The organism is Sulfurospirillum sp. HTRB-L1 (assembly GCF_059415125.1).
On the sequence record NZ_JCAHZR010000002.1, the window covers coordinates 189,644 to 211,035 of the forward strand.

General features: G+C 48.0%; 23 protein-coding genes. 3 read left to right on the forward strand and 20 right to left on the reverse strand.

Features of this window, described 5'->3' with window-relative positions:
* Window positions 1-65 precede the first annotated feature (65 nt).
* The 10 genes from AC5SLM_RS03630 to aroQ are packed head-to-tail and all read right to left on the reverse strand — an operon-like array spanning window position 66 to window position 7,746.
* Window positions 66-647: an NUDIX domain-containing protein gene (locus AC5SLM_RS03630; RefSeq protein WP_495249569.1), complete on the reverse strand. Its 582-nt coding sequence runs from the start codon at window positions 645-647 to the stop codon at window positions 66-68.
* A gap of 8 nt (window positions 648-655) precedes the next feature.
* Window positions 656-1,501, reverse strand: a complete 846-nt coding sequence (fliY, locus tag AC5SLM_RS03635; protein ID WP_495249570.1) for a flagellar motor switch protein FliY — start codon at window positions 1,499-1,501, stop codon at window positions 656-658.
* Complete coding sequence (gene fliM / locus AC5SLM_RS03640) at window positions 1,494-2,567, reverse strand: flagellar motor switch protein FliM (RefSeq protein ID WP_495249571.1); 1,074 nt, start codon at window positions 2,565-2,567, stop codon at window positions 1,494-1,496. The genes fliY and fliM overlap by 8 nt, the downstream gene beginning before the upstream one ends.
* Window positions 2,560-3,273, reverse strand: coding sequence for an RNA polymerase sigma factor FliA (locus AC5SLM_RS03645; protein ID WP_495249572.1), 714 nt, complete (start codon window positions 3,271-3,273; stop codon window positions 2,560-2,562). Before AC5SLM_RS03645 ends, fliM begins: the two co-directional genes overlap by 8 nt.
* Window positions 3,245-3,604, reverse strand: a complete 360-nt coding sequence (locus AC5SLM_RS03650; protein WP_495249573.1) for a hypothetical protein — start codon at window positions 3,602-3,604, stop codon at window positions 3,245-3,247. The genes AC5SLM_RS03645 and AC5SLM_RS03650 overlap by 29 nt, the downstream gene beginning before the upstream one ends.
* 25 nt (window positions 3,605-3,629) lie before the next feature.
* The gene (locus AC5SLM_RS03655; protein WP_495249574.1) at window positions 3,630-4,502 is read right to left on the reverse strand and encodes a MinD/ParA family protein; all 873 of its coding nucleotides are present in this window, start codon (window positions 4,500-4,502) and stop codon (window positions 3,630-3,632) included.
* Window positions 4,483-5,754: a flagellar biosynthesis GTPase FlhF gene (gene flhF, locus AC5SLM_RS03660; RefSeq protein WP_495249575.1), complete on the reverse strand. Its 1,272-nt coding sequence runs from the start codon at window positions 5,752-5,754 to the stop codon at window positions 4,483-4,485. The genes AC5SLM_RS03655 and flhF overlap by 20 nt, the downstream gene beginning before the upstream one ends.
* Complete coding sequence (gene folK / locus AC5SLM_RS03665) at window positions 5,751-6,236, reverse strand: 2-amino-4-hydroxy-6-hydroxymethyldihydropteridine diphosphokinase (protein ID WP_495249576.1); 486 nt, start codon at window positions 6,234-6,236, stop codon at window positions 5,751-5,753. Before folK ends, flhF begins: the two co-directional genes overlap by 4 nt.
* On the reverse strand, window positions 6,233-7,261 hold the full coding sequence (locus tag AC5SLM_RS03670; RefSeq protein ID WP_495249577.1) for a M24 family metallopeptidase: 1,029 nt from the start codon (window positions 7,259-7,261) through the stop codon (window positions 6,233-6,235). The genes folK and AC5SLM_RS03670 overlap by 4 nt, the downstream gene beginning before the upstream one ends.
* The gene (aroQ, locus tag AC5SLM_RS03675; RefSeq protein ID WP_495249579.1) at window positions 7,261-7,746 is read right to left on the reverse strand and encodes a type II 3-dehydroquinate dehydratase; all 486 of its coding nucleotides are present in this window, start codon (window positions 7,744-7,746) and stop codon (window positions 7,261-7,263) included. The genes AC5SLM_RS03670 and aroQ overlap by 1 nt, the downstream gene beginning before the upstream one ends.
* A gap of 105 nt (window positions 7,747-7,851) precedes the next feature.
* On the opposite strand from aroQ, the gene mqnF reads away from it, so the two are divergent.
* Together mqnF and sppA are read left to right on the forward strand one after the other, a co-directional pair.
* Window positions 7,852-9,075, forward strand: a complete 1,224-nt coding sequence (gene mqnF, locus AC5SLM_RS03680) for an aminofutalosine deaminase family hydrolase (RefSeq protein WP_495249580.1) — start codon at window positions 7,852-7,854, stop codon at window positions 9,073-9,075.
* Window positions 9,069-9,935, forward strand: a complete 867-nt coding sequence (sppA, locus tag AC5SLM_RS03685) for a signal peptide peptidase SppA (protein ID WP_495249581.1) — start codon at window positions 9,069-9,071, stop codon at window positions 9,933-9,935. Before mqnF ends, sppA begins: the two co-directional genes overlap by 7 nt.
* Here the strand turns inward: sppA and xseA are convergent.
* From xseA to AC5SLM_RS03705, 4 genes are read right to left on the reverse strand one after another with little or no spacing between them, the layout of a single operon-like run.
* The gene (gene xseA, locus AC5SLM_RS03690) at window positions 9,932-11,179 is read right to left on the reverse strand and encodes an exodeoxyribonuclease VII large subunit (protein ID WP_495249582.1); all 1,248 of its coding nucleotides are present in this window, start codon (window positions 11,177-11,179) and stop codon (window positions 9,932-9,934) included. The two genes, sppA and xseA, sit on opposite strands and share 4 nt — an antisense overlap.
* Window positions 11,180-11,899 (reverse strand): bifunctional demethylmenaquinone methyltransferase/2-methoxy-6-polyprenyl-1,4-benzoquinol methylase UbiE, encoded by a 720-nt coding sequence (ubiE, locus tag AC5SLM_RS03695; protein ID WP_495249583.1) that lies wholly within the window; start codon window positions 11,897-11,899, stop codon window positions 11,180-11,182.
* A 45-nt stretch (window positions 11,900-11,944) separates the two neighbouring features.
* Window positions 11,945-13,384: a CYTH and CHAD domain-containing protein gene (locus AC5SLM_RS03700; RefSeq protein WP_495249584.1), complete on the reverse strand. Its 1,440-nt coding sequence runs from the start codon at window positions 13,382-13,384 to the stop codon at window positions 11,945-11,947.
* A gap of 42 nt (window positions 13,385-13,426) precedes the next feature.
* Window positions 13,427-14,581, reverse strand: coding sequence for an MFS transporter (locus AC5SLM_RS03705; RefSeq protein WP_495249585.1), 1,155 nt, complete (start codon window positions 14,579-14,581; stop codon window positions 13,427-13,429).
* A gap of 271 nt (window positions 14,582-14,852) precedes the next feature.
* Here AC5SLM_RS03705 and AC5SLM_RS03710 point away from each other — a divergent pair, with 271 nt between their 5' ends.
* Window positions 14,853-15,875, forward strand: coding sequence for a cytochrome-c peroxidase (locus AC5SLM_RS03710; protein ID WP_495249586.1), 1,023 nt, complete (start codon window positions 14,853-14,855; stop codon window positions 15,873-15,875).
* Between the two features lie 35 nt (window positions 15,876-15,910).
* Here AC5SLM_RS03710 and AC5SLM_RS03715 read toward each other — a convergent pair whose 3' ends face one another.
* Genes AC5SLM_RS03715 through AC5SLM_RS03740 form a run of 6 tightly spaced genes read right to left on the reverse strand, consistent with a single transcriptional unit; the run spans window position 15,911 to window position 21,380 of the window.
* Window positions 15,911-16,654 (reverse strand): sulfite exporter TauE/SafE family protein, encoded by a 744-nt coding sequence (locus tag AC5SLM_RS03715; RefSeq protein WP_495249587.1) that lies wholly within the window; start codon window positions 16,652-16,654, stop codon window positions 15,911-15,913.
* Complete coding sequence (gene ribD / locus AC5SLM_RS03720) at window positions 16,647-17,639, reverse strand: bifunctional diaminohydroxyphosphoribosylaminopyrimidine deaminase/5-amino-6-(5-phosphoribosylamino)uracil reductase RibD (RefSeq protein WP_495249588.1); 993 nt, start codon at window positions 17,637-17,639, stop codon at window positions 16,647-16,649. Before ribD ends, AC5SLM_RS03715 begins: the two co-directional genes overlap by 8 nt.
* Window positions 17,639-18,064 carry an LSm family protein gene (locus tag AC5SLM_RS03725; RefSeq protein ID WP_495249589.1) on the reverse strand — a complete coding sequence of 142 codons (426 nt, stop codon included), beginning with the start codon at window positions 18,062-18,064 and terminating at the stop codon, window positions 17,639-17,641. The genes ribD and AC5SLM_RS03725 overlap by 1 nt, the downstream gene beginning before the upstream one ends.
* Window positions 18,057-18,416, reverse strand: a complete 360-nt coding sequence (gene rbfA / locus AC5SLM_RS03730; RefSeq protein ID WP_495249590.1) for a 30S ribosome-binding factor RbfA — start codon at window positions 18,414-18,416, stop codon at window positions 18,057-18,059. The genes AC5SLM_RS03725 and rbfA overlap by 8 nt, the downstream gene beginning before the upstream one ends.
* Window positions 18,413-21,127 (reverse strand): translation initiation factor IF-2, encoded by a 2,715-nt coding sequence (gene infB / locus AC5SLM_RS03735; protein ID WP_495249591.1) that lies wholly within the window; start codon window positions 21,125-21,127, stop codon window positions 18,413-18,415. The genes rbfA and infB overlap by 4 nt, the downstream gene beginning before the upstream one ends.
* Entirely contained in the window at window positions 21,120-21,380 is a 261-nt protein-coding gene (locus AC5SLM_RS03740) for a DUF448 domain-containing protein (RefSeq protein WP_495249592.1), read from the reverse strand. The genes infB and AC5SLM_RS03740 overlap by 8 nt, the downstream gene beginning before the upstream one ends.
* Window positions 21,381-21,392: the final 12 nt, after the last annotated feature.

A 21,392-nucleotide genomic window follows, 5' to 3' on the forward strand; every position in this document is an offset into this window, starting at 1 on the left:
TTATTGTACAAAAATCGCGCTTAAAAACAGACAAAAGCTTTACATGTAAAGGAAAATGCGTGGGTCTAGGAGAGGCGAAATTCCAAAATTTCTTCCAAAAAAATCCGAAAATCCAAATCCGCACTTCCTGCAAAGGCATTGGTGCGAAAATGGTCTACCCCCTTGCCTCCATGGGAAACAATGGGCACCAATTTAATGCCTGTGGTTTCGGAGAGAAACCGCGATCGGTCCCCTTCTTGGTAGGCGTGCAACAAGGTGGAACGGGCAAAATTGTTAAGGATGTGGTAAAAGATGTGCATCAGCTCCATCTCATTGACCTCCATCCCAAAAAAATGGGTACCAATTTTCCATTCATGGGAAGCAATACCGTGGATTTTGGGGGGACGAATCTGAATCCCAATCTCTTCTTTAATCTCCCGCTCAAGGGCCTCTAACAAGGTTTCTTTTTCATCGGCCGTGCCTCCTGGAAACCCCGTGCGCCCATCCCATCGGTCGATCATAATCACCCCGGGGCATTCTTTTACATGTAAGTCATCATTAAAGTACTTCCACGGGGAAATATGCCGCGAGTAGATGGCCAAAAACACGGCATGAGTCTTGTGCGGGTTACGCTCCCCGAAAGGGATGCGTTGCTTTACATTTTCCATAGTGGTACTTAGCGGAGTTTCTCTAAACGTTCGCGCTTGGTGCCAATCTCCGTAATCTGGACCCCAAAGTTACCATCCACAATCACCACTTCACCCATGGCCACAATCTTGTCTCCCACGAGGATTTCAAGGGGGTCGTTGGCCAATTGGTTAAGCTCAATCACCGAGCCAATATCCATACTAAGCACATCTTTTAAAAGCATTTTTTTAGACCCAATACGCACACGCACAGGCAATTGTACGTCCATAATCAGCGCGATATTGCGCATCTCTTCATGGCTTAAGTCGTTGGGCACGCTGGCTTTTTCACTTTTAGGAGCACTCACTTGACTCTCGCCACCATTTCCTAAGGCTTTTTCAATCGCCCCATCGGTCACAACAATCACTTGATCCGTAATCTCTTGCACGCCCATAGAGTGGATATAAGCAGTATGCATACCCGTAAAGTCAATCACATCCGTAGCGTCCACAAAATCAATAGACTCCACGGAAAAATTCAATTTTGGAAGTATTTTTTGGCCGCCAAGGGCTGTTGAAAAAGAACCCAAGACATTGGAAATGATCTCCTTGGTTGCGTCCAAATCGTCCGCGTCCATCTCCTCTTTGCCAATCGCCTCTTCCTCTCCCATCATGAGCGCGCCGATACCTGTCGCAAGCCCTGGAGCAATCGCTATGCGCATGGATGCCTCTATGGCACCGCTCACGGCGATTTTAGCAATGGCCATAGGAGGCACCACGGAAGTGTTTTTATTCACATCGGCAGTATCGACAAGTTCTAGGGTTGGGGTCTGACCTGTTAGTCCTTCTACTGTTGAGACTAGCTCTTGACCCAGTATTTTAATAAACTCATTCATTTACTGCCTCCTCGGAGTCGTAAGAGGACACTTTGGCCCGCCTGCTCTGTTCGTATTCTTCTAACAAGGTTTTAATCTCATCCCTATCCGTTCGGATAAGCTCTTTCACTTTAATCGATTTTCGAAACCGATGCAACCCAATTTCTGCCAAGAAAATATCCTTTCGGTCGATGGTCACCACCGCATGATCATCCGCAGGACGATCCAGTCTCAAAATATCACCCTCTTGCAATTCTAGCAAATCCCCCACACTCATAACCGTACGGCCCAACAAAGCTTCGCCAAACACTTCAGCGCGTCCCACAAGGGTTTTAAGCTCTTTGTTACGGCTTTTCTTGGCCGAAGTTTCCCCAAGCATGATGTCACGGTTAGCCAAACGCGAGAGAATGGGTTCGAGGTAAATAACAGGATAGCACAGGTTAATCATCCCGCTAGAGTTTCCAATGATGATTTCCATAACGACCATGATGACAATCTCGTTTTGCGAAACAATCTGTACCACGTTGGGGCTAGATTCTTTAGACTCCACGTTGGGGTACATGTCCGTAATGGGTGCCCATCCTTCTTTGAGCCGCTGCATCACGATGCGTAAAATCGCGTCCAAAAGGTTCAGCTCAATGTCGGTCAGTTCGCGCGTAGACTCGTACGACTCCCCGCTTCCTCCTAGTAGCCTATCAATCATCGGAAAGGCGATGGAGGGGTTGATTTCGATGATGCAATTGCCATCAAGAGGTTTGATGGAAAACACGTTAAAGCTCGTCGGGCTAGGCAAGCTCATCAAAAACTCCCCGTAGGTCATCTGGTCAACCGAGTGGAGTTGAATCTCGACGATACTGCGCATGATGGAAGAGATTTGGGAGGCCAAGTTTCGCGCCATTTTATCGTGGATCCCTTTGACCGCGCGCAATTGCTCTTTGGAGACGCGGTTGGGGCGCTTAAAGTCATACAAAATAACCTGTCGGTTATCTTCAGCCTCGCCGCCACTCGCGATTAAATCAGCATCCCCTTCTTCATCAACAACTTCTAAAAGGGCGTCAATCTCCTCTTGACTTAAAATATCAGCCATGGGTGCCCTCCAGTGCGTCTCTTAGCTTTCGCATGAGTTTTTTATGAATCTGTGAAATACGTGATTCGGTAATGTCTAAAATCGCACTAATCTCTTTGAGGTTTAACTCTTCAAAATAGTAGAGTTGGATGATCAATTGTTCCCTTTCTTTAAAGCCCCCCAAGAGGCTTTGCACCACTTCGATGAGTTGGTCTTTTTCTACGATTGACTCGGTTTCTTCTTGGGAAAAGATAGTCATTTGTTCATTGATAGGCAAGGTGGTTGCCACCATAAAAGCATTTCTGGCTTCTTCTATTTTTTCTAACTCTTCCCCCAAGATTGCCGCAAGGGCTATGTTATCAGGTTCTTCTCCGTGGGCATTGTAGTAGATGTCTATTTCGTGGTCAATGGCTTTGAGGAGTTTTCGGTTTGAGCGGCTCATGACATCCAAAGAGCGCAAATAATCCAACATCGACCCGTACACACGCTTTTTGCCATACCCCCAAAAGGAGTCATTTTGCTCTTTATCATAACGACGGGAGAGCTTAATCATCTCCTCGGTTCCCACAGAAATAAGGTCATTTACATCCACAGAAGAAGGCAAGCGTTCTTTGAGGCGAAAGGCCATGGCGCGCACCGCTGGCATGTACTGAAGCACAAGGTCATCTTGGTGTTTTTTGGCGTTTTGTCCGTAAACGCTAAGCTGCTTTTTTCTTGCTGTTTCCATGGCTTCTCATCATATTGTGCACCACGTTGGGCTCGTGTTGGGCATCTGGGTCAATCAACGTTTCCATGCGCCGTTCGCGCTCTTGAATTTCGTGAATAAAATAGGCGCTGATTTCTTCGTATTGTTTGTAATCAAAAAGCTTTTTACCCGCAAGTTGCACATCCACAAAATTCATCACCACCACGTGGATGAACAGGTAAAAAAAGAGGGTGATTTCTAAGGTGTATACCAGAAAATCCACCGGAGATGCTTCGGCTACGATAGAAAAAATAAGGCCAATAAAAAACCCGCATACCGTAAAGAAGTAGATGAAATTTTCCGGTTTTAGCATAGCATCATATCCTCATACCTTGTGACTAGAATTGTTCCATGAGGCGCTTAAAAAAGCCACCAAAGCTTCGGTCTGCTTTGGTGTCAAGCACTTTTCGTTCCAAACGGAAGACGAGATTATTGACAATGCGCTTCATATCCATCGACGCAGCACCCATGGGTGCGTCATTGGTGAACAAGGTGCGTTGTTTCACACTCCGTGAGACAACTTTATCATCAGGCAACCTTCCTAAAAGATTGAGTTCAAGCTTGGGCCCAATATTTTGCAACGCCACTTTTTTGATTTTATCGAAAATCAGCTGTGCTTCTTTTTCATTGCGCGTCATATTGAGCACCATTTGCAAAGAATCCTTAATTTTGCTTGTCACTTTGATGGTCGCGTACGCATCTGTGATAGCAGCAGGATCTGGCACGGTCACGATAATCACCTCATCAGCGGCTTCTAAAAACACTTGGATGGTCTCTCCAATCCCTGCCCCTGTGTCCATGATGAGAAAATCAAGTTCATCAAGCACCTTGGCTTCTTCAAAAAAGCGCTCGTAAATAAATTGGTCGTTGTATTTTAAAATCTCATCCCCACTTTCCCCTGGGATAAGGATAAGATTGGGCTTGACTTGCACAATAATGTCCGCTAGGGAACACTCGCCCTTGAGTACATGTAAGAGGTTTTTTTGAATCCGCACATTCAAAATGACATCCAGATTTGCCAATCCAATGTCCGCATCCAAAAGCCCTACTTTGTACCCATGGCTAGCAAGTAAATTTGCCATATTAGCGCTCACGGTGCTTTTTCCCACCCCGCCTTTGCCGCTTGTGATGGCGATAAAACGCGTGACGTGGCCTGATTTTTCAGGCTGCTCTTTCACAAGACGTTTAAGTTTATTTGCCTGATTTTCCATGCCCATCCTTTTTGAAACCGTCCAACATACACTCAACCAAGTATTCACTGCTTGCCGTACGCAAATCATCTGGCACTTCTTGCCCGATGGAAAAATAACTCACGGGTTTGTCGATTTCGTAAATCAGGGAAAAAATATTGCCAAAGACCTTGGTTTCATCAAATTTGGTAAAAATAAGTGTGTCAATGTCCAAAAAGGAAAAGTTGGCATAAATCTCTTTCAAATCTTCTAACTTTGTCCCCGCCGAAACCACCAAATTCACATCAATCTGCGCCGCGGAGTTTTTGAGAAAATTGTCCAACTTCATGAGTTTTTCTTTGTCGTACTGGGAACTCCCCACTGTGTCTACCAAGATAATGTCACAATGCCCCAGTGCGCGCAACGCGTTTTCAAAATCCCCAATATCCACCACATCCTCAACAGGCAAACGCATCATTTTGGCATACTGAAACAACTGCTCCACCGCGCCAATACGGTACGTGTCTAAGGTAATCACACCTACCTTGTAGCGTTGCTGAGAAAGGTACGAATAGCGCGCTGCTAGTTTGGCAAGGGTGGTGGTCTTGCCCACACCCGTTGGCCCCACAAACATCATAATCTTTTGCTGCCCCTTACTCAGCACTGCCTCTGAGCGCACGGGAATCATTTTGCGAAGGAGCACTTGAAAGTAACGTTTAATGGTCTCGCTACTGCTTTTCATGCGGCTTGGCATGTGCTCAAGGGTCAAGCGCATGATGGTTCCTAGGTGCTCTTTACTCATCCCGCTTTGGCCTGCGAGTTTATAGATTTGGGAAAATTCTGGGGGAATAGCAAGGTTGCCACGCAAGGGTGCTTTTTCGTCCCAAAACATCTCTTGGATGAGTTTGATTTTATCGGCAAGCTTGTTGATTTCTTGTTTAATCTGCCCCAACTCTTCTGTTGGAAGCGAGGCTTTCGTAGCCGCGTCTTCTTTGCGCTCTTTTGCGTACGCCCCCGCACTGGTCACTTTGGCAATCTCAGAAATCTGTTTCGCCGCTTCAGAAATGTTAAGCAACACGTCTTCCCCGCGCGTTGGTCGCTCTTGGGGAGCGGAAGGCTTTTGGGGCGTCGCGTTCTCATCAAGGGCCACGACTATCTCGTACAGGGCAGGGGAATTCATGGTTTTTTTCTTCACCTGCTTGGTACTCATAACATACGCATCTTCCCCGCATTCATGTTGGGCTTTTTTCAGCGCCTCTGCGGGCGTTTCACCAGTGAAGGTTAAAAATTTCACGATACATTCCTTTGCTGCATCATCCCAAGGGGCACGATTACCGAGAGGCGCTCGCTCCAATGGGGATGGGGCAGGGTAAGTCGAGGGGTGTTGTGTGTCTGGTTTTCAAAAAAAATCAAATCTAAATCTAGGGTTCGTGGCCCATAACGCTCTTTACGCACGCGGCCAAAACGCTTTTCGGTGTGCAAGAGTAAGCTAAGTAAAGCCTTGGCACTCAGGCTGGTTTGCACCCACGCTAGGGCATTAAAAAAATCAGGCTGAGAGAGGTAGCCAAAGGGCGGGTTTTTGACAATAGGCGAGGTCTCCACCACAAAAATATCCCGCCTGTTGGCCCAGTAGCGCCAAAGGCGCACAAAGCGCTCCGCCACAGCTCCTTCGTTTCCACCAATCCCCACAAGTGCCCCATAGCGGTAAGGGGAACGGGGGGTGCGTTTGTAGGGAAAAAAGGGGGCTTTGACCAACGAAACGCCCGCTAATTTCATAACACCTCCACCCCAGAAGCATGCACGACCACCATATCTTCGATGCGCACCCCAAATTCACCCGGCAAGTAAATACCCGGCTCCACCGTAAAGACCATACCCTCTTCCAAGACGCTCTGGCTTGAAGCGGAAATGACGGGCAATTCGTGGATGTCCAACCCCACGCCATGGCCTGTAGAGTGGACAAAATAGGCGCCATAACCCGCCGCGTCAATCACGTCACGCGCAGCCTTGTCCACTGCACACGCCCGCACGCCTGGCTTTGCTATGGCAATAGCTGCTTCTTGGGCTTTTAACACCGTATCATACACCTTTTGGCGCGTCTTACATGTAAAGGTTTGCATTTTGCCCGCATGGGCATTTGGTCCCACCTCAAAGGTGCGCGTGCGGTCAGAACAATACCCTTGCGCCACCACGCCCGCATCAAGCAACATCAAATCCCCTTCTTTTAGCACGGTCTCTTGGGGCGTTGCGTGGGGCTTGGCGGCATTGGCATTGATAGCAACAATAGGAGGGAAAGAGAGTCCCAAAGCACCCTTACATGTAAAGAGGCGGGTTGCTTCGTAGTGCAGGGCGTGTTCGGACAATCCCACGCCCTGTTCGCGCACAAAAGCCACAAAGGCATCAAATGCCTCGGCACCTTTTTGCACCGCACTTTGCAATAAGAGCAACTCTTGAGGGGTTTTAATAATGCGGCGTTTTTGAGAAAGATTGGGCTCAGGTTTTACCCTTACATGTAAGCCTTTTAATAAGGCTTCATAGGCACTAATATTCCACTCTAAAGGGTCTAGTGCGAGGGAGGTGATGCCAAGGCGGCGCAGTAACTTGCGCGCCTTTGCCACCAAAGTCCGGCCCCCATCAATCACTTCCGTCGAAGCCATAACCGTTGCTTTTGCGTCGGTCACGTACCGTCCATCGGTGATGAAAAAGGCTTGCGTAGGGGTTTGAAGCAACAATCCGTTGTCGCAGGAAAACCCGCACGCATAAGCTAGCGCACTCTCCCCTTTAAGTAATGTGGCGTGCATTAGGCTTGGGCTTCACTTTGTGTTTCATTTTGGGCTTGGCGTATCGCCGCGATTTCGCCCAAGACTTGAATCATAGAAATCATCGCAAGGTGGTAACCAAAGGGGCCAAACCCACAAATTTGTCCAGCACACACAGGAGCGATGAGGCTTTTGTGGCGAAACTCTTCACGGCGGTAAATATTGCTAATATGCACTTCCACCACGGGCAAAGAGACGGAACTAATCGCATCGCGAATCGCGATAGACGTGTGCGAATAAGCAGCGGGGTTGATGATAATGCCATCGGCTTCGCCCATGCACTCTTGGATGCGGTCAACGATTTCGCCCTCAAGATTGGATTGGAAAAATTCGATTTCAAACTGGTGTTGTTTAGCCACACCCTCCATTTGCGTATGAATCTCTTCAAGTTTCATCGGGCCGTAAATGTTCTGTTCACGGTGCCCAAGCATATTGAGGTTGGGGCCTTGGATAACAACGATTTTCATGGGGTTCCTTTGGGAGTTAATGAGGGTTGATTATAACACCGGCAAGCTAAAAATTTGCTACAATGCACCCCAATATTGCCCCATGGGCTATCCCAAGGAATCCCAATGACCCGTTTACATGTAGACTTTATCCTTCCCTGTGACCCTCTCATGGGCGTCATACAACATGGCGCCATCGTGTTTGATAAAACAATTCTTGACTTAGGCGACGCAGATGCTATGGCAATGCGCTATCCTGATGCCATTCCTGTTGTTGCGCCCAAGGGAAGCGTGGCCTTGCCTGGCCTTGTGAACCCCCACGTGCATTTAGAATTTTCCGCCAACCAAGGGGTGCTTGACTTTGGCGCATTTGTGCCGTGGCTCCACTCGGTCATCTCCCACCGCGAAGCCTTGCAAGAAGCCGCTACCGCACAGGTGATTGAGGGGGCGATTGCCTCCATGCTCCACAGTGGCACCACAGCCTTTGGAGCTATTAGCAGTTTTGGCCTAGAGCTTGACGCCTGCGCAAAGACGCCTGCGCGCGTGGTATTTTTCACCGAACTTTTAGGCTCTAGGCCAGATGCCGTGGATGTGTTGTTTGAAGATTTCAAACACCGCTTACGGTGTGCCTATGCACAAGAAAACGCCCGCTTCAAGGCGGCTCTTTCCATCCACTCGCCCTACTCCACCCACCCTATTTTGGCAAAAAACGCGCTAGATATTGCGCGCAGTGAAAACCTCATTGTCTCCACCCATTTCATGGAATCTAACGCCGAACGCCTTTGGCTTGACGCAGGTAGTGGAGATTTTGCCGCCTTTTTCAAAGGTTTCTCTCCCCACGCCGCGCCCTTGTGCAGTGGTTTAGAGTACGTGCGTTTATTTGAAGGGGCGCGTACCTTATTCACCCATGGAGTACACGCTTTGCCAATGGAGCTTGATGCCATTGCCGCCCAAGGAGGAACCCTCACCCACTGCCCCGTTTCCAATCGCCTCTTAGGCACAGGGGTTTTGGCACTAGAGCCTCTATTTGAGCGCAGCATTCCCTTAACCCTTGGAACCGATGGGCTAAGTTCTAACATCAGTCTTAGCCTTTGGGATGAGATGCGCTCGGCCTTGTTTGCCCACCCAGACATGCCCTTAAATGCCCTTGCGGCCACCTTGCTACACAGTGCCACGGCTGAGGGTGCTGCGGCTCTTGGGCTAGGCGGGGGCATACTTAAAGCGGGCAAGGACGCCGATATTATCGTCATGCCCCTAAGCGGTGCAACTTCTGCTAACCTCCCCTTGCATTTGGTGCTTCACGCCCAAACGCCTAGCCATATTTTCATCGAAGGAAATCTTGTATGTTAAACTTTTTCAAACGCCTCTTTGCCCCTTTTATTGCCATCATTGCGTTTATCAACACCTATTTTAAAGCCATGTTGTTTTTGCTGTTGCTCTTTTTGCTCTTTGGAGACGTAGCAGAATCTCCCGCTTTGCAACCCAACCTTATAAGCATCGATATACACGGGGCCATCGAAGATGCCCGCCCCCTTTTAGAACAGCTCCAAGAAGCCAAAGAAAACGCGGCTATCAAAGGAGTGCTCTTACATGTAAACTCCCCCGGAGGTGGGCTAGCGGCTTCGGTAGAAGTCATGATGGCGGTGCGTGAACTCCAAGCGGCCAAACCTGTGGTGGCGTATGCCGCGGGGTCCATGACCAGTGGCAGTTATTATGCGGCCATTTGGGCCAATCAGATTGTGGCCAATCCGGGTGCCTTTATTGGGTCTATTGGTGTGCTCTTTCAAGCCCCCAACATTAAACCCTTAGCCGACAAACTGGGCATCCACGAACAAGTGGTTGCCGCGGGAGAATACAAGCAAATGGGCACTTTCACCAGAGAATGGAACACCCAAGAAAGAGAAGCCCTGACACACCTCGTGGATGGGGCATACGCAATGTTCGTAGAAGATGTGGCCAAGGCACGTGGCCTTAAAGAAGACGATGCATTTGCTAAGGCGCGCGTTTTCTTGGCCCACGAAGCGCTAGCGATTGGCCTTGTTGATAGCCTTGGTAGCCACAATGACGCCAAAGAACTCTTGGCGTCATTAAGCGAAGTTGACGAAGCCAGATGGCAAGAGCCTTCCCCGTGGGAAAAGGCCCTTGAACGCCTACGCAGCGAAATACACTTAGGAGTTTCAAGTGCATTTTATGGGCTAAAGGCGTACTAAAGCAGTCGCTTGGAAGTCACCTTTGCCCCCACCACGGCGGTGGCGGTGTGCAGCTCAAAGGCTGCTTCAAGTTCTAAGGTTTCAAGTGCTACGGGCTTGCCCTCTTGCACCACTTGCGCCATGCCTTCTCCTAGTCTTGGAATTTTGGCCGCGTAGGTAGTTTGAAGGGCATGAAGCTGCGCTTCCTTGAAAGCCAAAAGCCGTGTCGCCTTTACATGTAAGGCTTCTTGGAGGCTTTGCAAGGCAAAGGTTTGGCCTTGCAAGCGGTGGTTCATGGTGGCCGCGAGGGCCTCTTTGCACGCCTTGATTTCTTGGTGTTTAAGGCTGAGTTTTACATCTAACGAGTGGCGTTTTAGCCCTTCTTGAACGTGGCGCAAGAGGTCTTCTTTTTGACGCACGTGGTTGGCAAACCGTTGGTCAAGCAAGGTCATGAGGTGGTCTAAGTACAGCCGCATTTCCGTGCCATCAGGCAACAACAATTCCATGGCCGCGGAGGGCGTGGGCGCGCGTTTGTCCGCAATAAAATCAATGAGCACCGTATCAATCTCATGGCCAATCGCACTGACCACAGGGACAGGAGAAGCAAAGACCGCTTCAGCCACATCCCGCTCGTTAAAGGCCCACAAATCTTCCACGCTTCCCCCACCCCTAGCCACCACGATAACCTCCGCCTCGCTTTGCTGGGCACGTTTTAGGGCACGCACGATGCTAGGAACGGCACCCTCTCCTTGCACGAGGGCTTCAAAGAGCTCTAATGTCACCAATGGCCAACGGCGTGAAGCCACGGTAAGCATGTCTTGTAGGGCCGCCCCTGTGGCGGAGGTCACCAACGCAATGCGGGTGGGAAAAGAGGGGAGTGGTTTTTTACGCGAGGGGTCAAAATAGCCTTTGGCTTCAAACTCTTTTTTAAGCTGTTCGTAGGCTAACGCCAGAGCACCACTGCCCGAGGGTTCTGCACCAACGCAGTTTATCTGATAACTTCCCCGCGGGGCATACACGGAGATGCTTCCCCATACCACCACATGTGCCCCCTCTTCAAGGCGAAACTTTAGGCGTTGGTTGTTGCCCTTGAACATCACACAACTAATGGAAGCCTCGGCGTCTTTGAGGGTAAAATACAAGTGGCCTGAACCGTGATAGGTAGGGCGCGACACTTCGCCCTCCACCCTTACATGTAAGAAGGTGCTCTCAAGAAGCGATTTAATCTGTTCGTTGAGTGCGCGCACACTCAAGCACGGCTGCATTTACACCCTCTTGGCGATAACGAGTGTGGAAATATCCATGGAAAAACTCTCGCAATGCACCGTCTCAAAGCCTGCATTTTTGAGCTCTTCTTGGAGCATTGAAGCGGTCAAAAAACCTTCGATGGAGTTTGGCAAGTATTCGTAAGCGGCTCTATTTTTTGAAATCATCCCCCCAACGCGCGGCAAAAGCTTGGTGAGGTACCATTGTTTTAGGGCGTGCAAAGGGCCTTTTTTATCATCTTTGGTAAATTCTAAAATCACCACCAAGCCACCAGGCTTTACCACCCGGGCAAATTCCACAAAGGCCGCTTCGCGCGCCACCACATTACGAATCCCATAACTGATGCTAAGCACGTCCGCACTGGCTGTTTCAAGCGGGATTTGAGTGGCAGGTGCGAGGATGAATTCATAAGAGGGAAATTTTTCTTTACCCACGGCCAGCATCCCTGAGGAGGGATCAACGCCAACCATTTTCTCAACTCGAATGCCTTTTTTGTCCGCTTGTTTTTGCCAAAATCCCATCATGTCGCCTGTGCCACATGCCACGTCTACGATACATGAAAGAGGGTTTTGGGGGTAAAAGCCAAAGGCAAGGTCGCATGCTTTTTTGCGCCAACTAATATCCACGCCCATGCTTAAAATGCGATTGGCCTTGTCATAGGTGGGGGCAATGGTGTTAAACATATCAACAATCTCTTGCTGTTTTTCTTCTGATTTCAAACAGACTCCTTGAACTAAACTGGCGTGATTATAGCCGATGGGGGCTTAGAGGTCTTGGATGTAACGCTCAAGCGGTGTCACACAAGCACTTAGCAAGGTGATGAGTTTTCTTTTTTTACACAAAATCCGCAGCCTGTATGCGTAAATGTCGTACCCTAGCACTCCCCTTAGGGCCTCTAGGGCGGCGACAACTTCCACATCGCTCGCAAGGGACGGGTACACTTCGATAGCCTCTAGCACACTTAGTTGCACATCCCTGTCTTGAAGCAACCCGAAGGTTTCTTGCATCATTTTTGCTTTTTTGATGGCTTGTTTCAAGGGCTTGGAGGGAAATTGGGATTCGCAGTATTCAAGCAAATAGCGCAACCGTTTAAACTCAATACGCACTTTATGAAAGGCTTCAAGGGGTTTGGATTCGGTCAGTTTTTTAAGCTTGCGTGCGAGGGTTTCTAAGCGGGTTTTTAAAGCGAGTGCGCTAAGGGCACGGTAGGGAAGGTTTCCTTTTTTTCCCTTAAAAAACCCCTCTTCGTCTTCAAGCACCATTTTCCACTCCAACAAAAAGGAGTTGTAATACCCTTGGGTTAATGCGTCAGAGATTTTTTGGTCTTCGCTTGTCCTTGAAGCTTCTACATGTAAGGCAATGGCCCCCGTGGTATTAAGGGTGGCGAGAAACTCCCCAAAAACATCCAAGTCGCGTTTGGTGTTGGTTTGGGCCGCAATGGTTTTAAAGCCTTTAATAAAGCGCTCCGCGATGCCTGCGTCAAAGAGCTCAGGAACGCATTGGAGCAAGGAACGGGTTTTGCGAATGTTGACACGAAACTGGTGCAATTGCTCGTTTTCTTTGGTCTCTAAATAGGCGGTTTTGTGAAATTCAATTTTAGCATACAGTTCTGTAAAAATGACACGAAACCCATCGTAACTTGGCATAGAAGCACGAAAAAGAGCCATATCTAACTCCCGCTGGCTTGCTTGGTGAAACAAGAGATTTAAATCTACTGTCTCAAGAGGAATACCTTGCACTGCTAATACATGATTCTTATACCGCTCATCTTCTGTAACTTCTAGGGCACCTTCAAAGGCAGGGAGAGTAAAGTCGTAGGCTTGTTCGAGGGTGTCAAATTCCACCTCCAACAGCACAAGCCCCGACAAGGCTCCCTCAAACACATCAATACATGCCTCATGGGATTGCAACTTAAACGTGTAGCGTTTTTTTTCGATTGGGCTTCCAATAGCGCGGGCAAAAGCCTCATGGTACGCTTGGCCAGAAACCTCTTCTTCGACCTCTTCTCGCGCTAGCCCTTTGCCACGTTTTTGGGTTTTTAAAAAGGCTGTCCCCGTAGAGCGAAACCGTTCTTGCCCCTCTTTGTCGATGCGTGTATACACTTGACACAAAGACGCTTCGCTCACGCGCAAGCCTTCTTGCATCAGGTCCCTCAAAAGACCTACAGAATCAAGACGAAATTTTCGTTCTATCTCCATCCCCATCAGTTTACTCCTTTGATTGAAGGTAGTATACTCACCCCTCACTTAAAGGTTAATTCGACGGTTTATACGTAAAAACACCCAAAGACTCACCCCAAAGAGCACCCCACTTACCAACATGAACGCACCAGGGATGCCCCATGTTTTAACGGGAAAATGTAAGAGTATAGGAGAGATAAATTGGCCTAAAAAAATCGCACTGGTGAGCCATCCGGTCGCTTTTAAACGTTCGTGTTCGTGTGCCCATTCAAGCAACCAACTGTTGGTATTGACAATCACCAACCCCACGCCAATGCCCACCGCCACAAGGGAGAAAGAAAACTGAGCATAGGTGTGGGCTTGGCTAAGCCCCATAAACCCAACACCTTGTACGAAAAACAACATACTGTAGACAGCGCCAACGCCCATGCGTGCCCGTAAGCGTGCGTAAAACAAAGAGGTGATGGCAGAAACAAAGGTGACCGTTGCCATCAAGATACCCACCTCACGCCCTTCCATCTGGTAAACATCGTAAAGCAAATAAGGAAGCTGGGTTGGCACCATGTAAAACACGCTCAGGGTCAATACTGCCGTCACAAACACAGGCCAAAGGCGCGCTAGCGGTGCGGTTGCATGGCCTGAAAATCCCCCAGAGACACTATGGGCCTTGGGCTCAAACAAATACACCATTGCCATCACCATCACAAGGATACCCACACCATAAATATAAAAAGCACCTTGCCATGAAATCTCACTAAGAAAACCCCCGCCTGCCATAAACAGCACCCCGCCTAAGGCCACAAAGGTGTTTTGGTACCCCAAATACCGTGTGCGCTCTTCTTCCCTCATGTAATCACCCACCAAGGCCAAGGCAAGGCTCATCAATACTGCGACACACAAGCCAAAGAGCAACCGTGAGAGAATAATGCCCCCAATACTTTGCATCCATGCCCCCATCATGCCAAACAACCCAAACAAGCCCAGGGCAACCACCAAGGTGCGTTTTTTTCCAAAACGCGAAGCAAGACGGCTCGTCCATGGCGCAAAAAGGGCGATAGAGATTGCGGGAGCCGTTAAAATGAGTTTTGAATACAAGTCTACATGTAACACATTTTCAAAATGCAGTTTAATCATAGGCAAAGAAGCCACAACAGCAGTACCTGACATAATGGTCATAGTAGAAATGAGTAAGAGTGTTAATTTTGTCTGCCAAGAGACCATTTTTGTTCACCTTTTAAGTGTAATGAATTTTACATTAACGCGATTATCTCCAAAATCACCTTTAAAGCGGGTCAATTGGTAACAAACATAAGTCTACCTAAAAGTCTTATTAAATACTTTTTTAACAAGAGAATCCTTGCAAAAGAACGATAGGATGGTAGTTTAAAAGAATATTAATCAATAAATATAATATAAGAGTAAAATTCTCTTTTAAATTATTTTAAGCATTTGACAATTATTATTATCTAAATCTTTTTACAAAGGAGGAGTGATGAAAGTCATTCATTGCGTTACCGGGTTAGCACTTGTTGGCACTATGGCGTTCGCAGGAGCGCTAGGAGAGTCTGCTAAAAGTTTTGGAATCAAAGCGATTCCTGAATCAAAAGCTGAGCTTTTGAAGTACATCGACCAAGGGGAAGACCCCATTACGGATGCCAAAATAGAATTAGGGAAAATGCTTTACTTTGACCCACGCCTTTCACGCAGTAACCTCATTAGCTGTAACACCTGCCACAACCTGGCAATGGGTGGCGCAGATGCTGTTCCTGCGGCCATTGGTCACAAATGGACCATGAACCCAGCCCACCTAAACTCTCCTACGGTATACAACTCCGTGCTCAGTGAAGTACAGTTTTGGGACGGCCGAAGCCCACACCTTGAAGACCAAGCCCAAGGCCCTATCCAAGCGGGTCCAGAGATGGCAGCACCCAAGGAGCTCGTTGTTGAGCGCATCAATTCCATTCCTCAGTATGTGGAACTTTTCAAGGGCGCTTATGGGCCAGATGTAAAAATTGACTTTGAGCGCATCGCAAGCGTGATTGGTGTATTTGAGCGTACTCTTGTCACCCCTTCACGTTTTGATGACTACCTTAATGGCCACCCCGATGCCCTCAATAAAGCAGAAAAAGACGGCTTAAAACTTTTCCTTGACAAAGGATGTGCAGCGTGCCATAACGGCATGGCACTTGGCGGCACCATGCAACCTTTCCAAGTGGCAAAACAGTACAAGTTTGCTAACCTTGGTGGTTTTACGGGCGATGAAAACGGTATGGTCAAAACCCCAACCCTGCGCAACGTCACCGAAACGGCTCCTTATTTCCACAATGGCGCCATCTGGAAACTCACTGACGCGGTTAAAGAGATGGGAAGCACACAGCTAGGCATCACCATCAACGACAAAGAAGCAGCTTCTATTGCTACCTTCCTTGGCGCACTTGAAGGACGCAAGCCGCAGGTTATTTATCCTATCTTGCCTCCAATGGCAGACAAAACCCCCAAGCCTACCTTTGACTAATCTTTCCAGTGACGCACCTTTATGGGTGCGTCACCCTATAAAACACCTGCGTATTGCAACAGCAGCATCCCTACCATCACCCACAGGGTTCCTTTTAAAATCTTTTCATAAAGCGCGGTATCAATCTTTCCCGTAAAACGCTTTCCAAGCAACAAAGCACCCACCGCCGCCCCAGCCAAAGGGATGCCCAAAAGCAAGGTGTGCAAGGTAAAGACACCTAGCCACGAAAAGGTTGCCACTTGCGTGACTTTGCTAGAGAAAAAACAGAAATTGAGCAAGATAATCGCCTTCTCTTTTTCCAGTTTTAATTCCAAGACATAGATAATCAGCACAGGAATCATCACATTCACCAAGCCGCTCACAAGGCCACTAAGCACTCCAAAAAAGAGCATACTGGGAAAAAAATAGCGCGTAACAAGGGTGTTGAGATTGAATTTGAGTTTGGATTGGTACAAGTACAACACAACCATTAGCGCCAACAAAAGTTTGTAAATGTCGCTCTCATAGCGAACCAAAAGCTGTGTGCCGCTCCAGCTCCCAAGGATAATGGCCCCTCCAAGGGGCCAAAACCGCCCCAAAAAGCCAAAGTCTACCTTGCGAGAAAGGATGCTAGTCGCATTCACACTAAGGGTGGGCAGTAAGGTTGTCAGCACCGCTTGTTGCACCGAGCCCAAAAGGGAAAGCAAGGGCGTGGCAATCATGGGAAAACCAAAGCCCACAAGACCATGAAAAAACCCGCCAAGCACCATAATCCCAAAGGTCAGCGCGATCTCACTCACAAATATACCACTCCATCATATCCTCACCACAAGGCTGGTGCCACACCCTCACAAAGCGCTTCGCAAGGCACACACCCTTGCCCGCTTTAAAATGGGCAGAGCGAAACACCAACAGCCACTGGGTTTGTTCTGGCAAAGCGCGCAAGGTGCCCTCGCCTCCCTCAATCATCACAAAAGGACTACGCAATAAAGGCTCCCATGAAGAAGCGATGGTAACCTTGCGCTCAGGAACGCTAAACAAAGGGATACTTTGGTCAAACTGCGCTTCGCGGGAGTAAATGAACACATCAGGAGCCTTGCCTGCGCACAGCCTTGCATCCAAGGTGGGCCTATCAGTGCGCACAGTGTTGCCCCCAATGGCCAAAAGCGAAAGGTGTTGGCGCAGTTCGTGCACCCGCTTGCGAGAAGCTTCTGAGGTAACAATACCCCCATCAATGACGCCATTGTTACTCATGGCAAGTTTGAAAAAACTAAAATGTCCTTTTTGCCACGCCAAAAAGGGTGCCAAAAGCAAGGCACACTCTTTTTCTAGCACCCCTTGTTTTACCCCAACCCCAGCCTTTACAAGGCGTGCCATACCTCCGCTCGCCTTTGGACTTTCGTCTTTCATGCCAATACACACCCGCCTTACATGTAAGGCTTCTAGGAGTAAGGCGCAAGGGGGTGTGGTGCCATAATGGTTACACGGTTCTAGCGTGACATAAACGGAAGCATCTTTAAGAAGGTTCTGGTGATTAGCCAACAAAAAAGCGTGAAGCGCAGTGGGGTCTTGAGGAAATATAAGGGAGGGGTTCAAGCGCCCAAGAGCCGCCTTAACGGCGCGCACTTCAGCGTGGGCCTCACCTGCTTTTTGGTGGGCTTCGATGGCTAAAATCTCCCCGTGTTGGGAGCAAACGACACAGCCTACCGCTGGGTTTGGGTAGGTTCTTCCTTGAAATTCCCATGCGGCCTCAAGGGCGAGGCGCATGTAAAATTCATCAGGCATTACCACACGACGAAGGTGCGTGCTTTGGAGATTTGCTCAAAAGCAATCTCCCTATTTTCCTCTGGAAGCTCTAGGCAAATACCCTTATCGCTCACTTCCAAAAGCTTGCCTTCTAGGGACTCTTTTTCAAAGGTTTTAATCTTGACCATCTCGCCAATAGAGCGGGCATAATGGCTAGGTTTGGTGAGTTTTCGCTCAAGCCCAGGAGAGCTTACCTCAAGATAATACTGGTCAGAAATAGGTGGCTCAAGGTCTAATATGGGAGAAAGAATATGGGTTACCTTAGAACACATTTCAAGGGTGACGCCCTCTTTACATGTAATATAAATCCGATAAATCTTTCGGCCCGATTCCATGGTGGTTTCTGTGTCATACAACTCAACACCTGCATCGTGCAATAGGGCTTTTAATCGTGCTTCATTCATGGTGGCTCTTTTTTAATTCTTTTTCCATTTTCTCAAATAAGGCATCCAAGTGGTTTTGCTTTTCCAACTGTTCGTCGAATTTAAAGTGAAAACTGGGACACCGGTACCACCCTTCTGCTGTGGCGCAGTGGGTCTCTAAATGTTTCGAGACCTTTCTCAGGCGCGACAAAATAGTACTTTGCTCCTCGGGCGTAAAGAGCATCTTATCCAAGTACACATCCGCATCATACTTGCCCTTTTTGCACTGCACATCAATCACACAAAGGTTTTGAAGCAGGGTGTCGCTTAGGGTAGCTAAGGCTTCAGGAATCAACTCTTTTAACACGCTTTGCGTGCGAAAGATTTTGATCATAAGGTTACCTTTTCCTCAACTTCTTTGAAGCTTTCCATGAAATCGCCCTCTTTGATATCGTTGAAATTATGGATACCAATGCCACATTCGTAGCCTTTAGATACTTCGCGCACATCGTCTTTAAAGCGCTTGAGCGAAGAAATCGTGCCCTCATAAACAATCACGCCATCGCGAATCAAACGTACCTTTGCCCCGCGGTTAATCACACCATCGGTCACGATACATCCCGCAATCGCACCAATTTTTGGCACCACAAAGACTTCGCGCACTTGGGCTTGTCCTAAGTTTTCTTCACGGATAATCGGCGCCATCATGCCGCTAAGCACCCCTTTGATGTCATCAATGAGGTCATAAATAATGTTGTAGGTTTTAATCTCAACCCCAAGGTTTTTCGCTTTTTCCTTGACCGCGCCAGTGGGGCGAATGTGAAAGCCTAGGATGATACAGTTTTCACTCGCACTCGCCAGGGCCACATCGCTTTCTGTTACGCCACCAATACCCGCATGAATGACATTAACCTTGGTCTCGTCATTGCGTAACTTTTCCAATGAGCTTTTAATCGCTTCCAAACTTCCTTGTACGTCCGCCTTGACAATCACAGGCAAGTCTTTAATCTCACCCTCAGCAATGCGTTGGCTAAGCTCATCCAAGGTCACTTTAGTGGAGCGTGAAAGTTCTTTTTGACGTAAATAGTCATGGCGTTTTTGGGCATATTCACGTGCTGCTTTGTCGCTTTCGACTTTCACGAGCTTTTCGCCCGCCTCGGCCACTTCGCTGAGGCCTACAATCACACCAGGCTCTCCTGGTTTAATGGATGTAATGGTTTTTCCCGCATGGTCTAAAAGTGCGCGTACTTTGCCATACGCCACCCCTGCAACCACGGTATCGCCTACTTTGAGGGTTCCGTTTTGAACAATAACCGTCGCCACAGGGCCTCGGCCTTTTTCCAAAGAACTCTCAACCACCACAGCCTTAGCATCACGTGTTGGGTTGGCTTGAAGCTCAAGGATTTCTGCTTGCAATAAAATAATCTCAAGCAGCTCTTCGATGCCCTCACCCGTGTGTGCTGAAACGTGCACAAATTCATGGCTTCCGCCCCACTCCGTTGGCATAATGCCCAAATCTGAGAGTTGTGTTTTCACCATGTCAGGATTGGCCGCTTCTTTGTCTATTTTATTAATGGCAATAATAAGGGGCACGTTTGCCGCTTTTGCATGCTCAATGGCTTCTTTGGTTTGAGGTTTCACCCCATCATCTGCCGCTACCACAATGATAACAATGTCCGTTACCTCTGCGCCTCGGGCACGCATTTGGGTAAAGGCTTCGTGGCCTGGGGTATCGATAAAGGTAATGTTTTTATTGTTTTTATGCACCATGTAAGCGCCCACATGTTGGGTAATGCCGCCTGATTCACCATGAACCACACGAGAACTACGAATATAGTCTAGCAAGGAGGTTTTACCGTGGTCAACGTGTCCCATGATGGTCACGACAGGAGCGCGCTCTACAAGTTCGCCACCTTCTTCATCATCGTAGGCTTTCACATAGTCAAATTCCTCTTGAGCGTTAACCGTTTCCACATCAATACCAAACTCATCGGCTAAAATCTCAATAGCATCTTTATCTAAAAAGTCATTTTTGGTGGTCAACATTCCCAACATGAACAGCTTTGAAATAATTTCGCTGGGTTGCTTGTTTACCATTTCGGCAAACTCATACACGCGGATTTCTTCAGGAATGCGCACAAATGTCACGGCTTCGTCGTTGCCTTTTGCCATTTGTTTTGGACGTTTTTTACGTCCCTTGCGTCTAATGCCTGTGTTGGTATTTCCAAAAGCAATGGCTTTTTGGCCGCGGCCAATAATCTGTTGTGTTGAATCATTGCGTTTTTTAAGGGCAGGTTTTGGTGCTTCTGGCTCGGGTTTTACCGTTAAATCAGGAAGAACAACCATGTCATCATGGTCATACGTCGCCTCGCCCAAATCACGGTCTGCCATCAAATCAATCTTTTCAACTGCTTCTTTTTTGCTTGAAGGGGTTTTTTTAGCTTTCTTTTTCTTTCTTGCCTCTGCTGTTTCTGCTTGGCTTGAAAAAATAGCTTCCAAAGAACTAGGGATATTTTTCTTCAAGGATTCAACGGCCTTGGTAGGTTCTGGCTTAACCACGATTTCGGGTTTTTTCTTTTTAACGATTACCAAACCTCGTCGCTTCATGAGGCTTGCTTGCGCCAAACTCTCTCCTGAAGAAATGGAAGATTTTTTTTCTTCTTCTTGGGGTTCTTGCACAGGTTCTACGAGGGCTTCTTCTTTTGGCGCCACAGGTGCCTCTTCTTGAGGGATGACGATTTCTGTTTTTTTTACTTCAGTAGGCTTGGGTGCTTTGGGCTTGGGTGCTTCTTGCACTTCTTTTACTGGCACAGGTTCAACCTGCTTACTCACATCTTTTTTAGGCTCTGGTGCTTTAGGAGAAGGGGGTACTATTTCCACAGGAGGAGGGGTTGGTTCGGGAGAAACCTTTGTTTCTACGGGAGTAGCAATCGCCTCTTGGCGTTCGCCTGTGAGCACAAAATTCATCAACGCTTCTGCTTCTTCTGAGCCTACGGCACTGGATGCAGATTTGACGTCCAACCCCATATCGGTAGCTTTCTCCACTACCTCTTTACTTTTGATACCGAGTTCTTTTGCAATCTCGTGTATGCGAACTTTAACCATTCGTTTCTATCTCCTTCAGCATTTTGCCGTAATCCAAAATGTTTTGATCTAATTTTTTACACTTTTGAAGCAGTGCTTTTTTAAGTTGCTTGTTGTTGCTCTCGATGCAATCGTTGCAGACATAGAAGCTTCTACCCACCTGTTTAAACACGCGCAACATGCCCTCATTAGTTTGTAACCGTAATAACTCGGATTGGGGGACGCGAGCCTTGCAGACGATGCACATTCGAACAGGGGTATTTATTTTGCTCATGATAGTACCAAA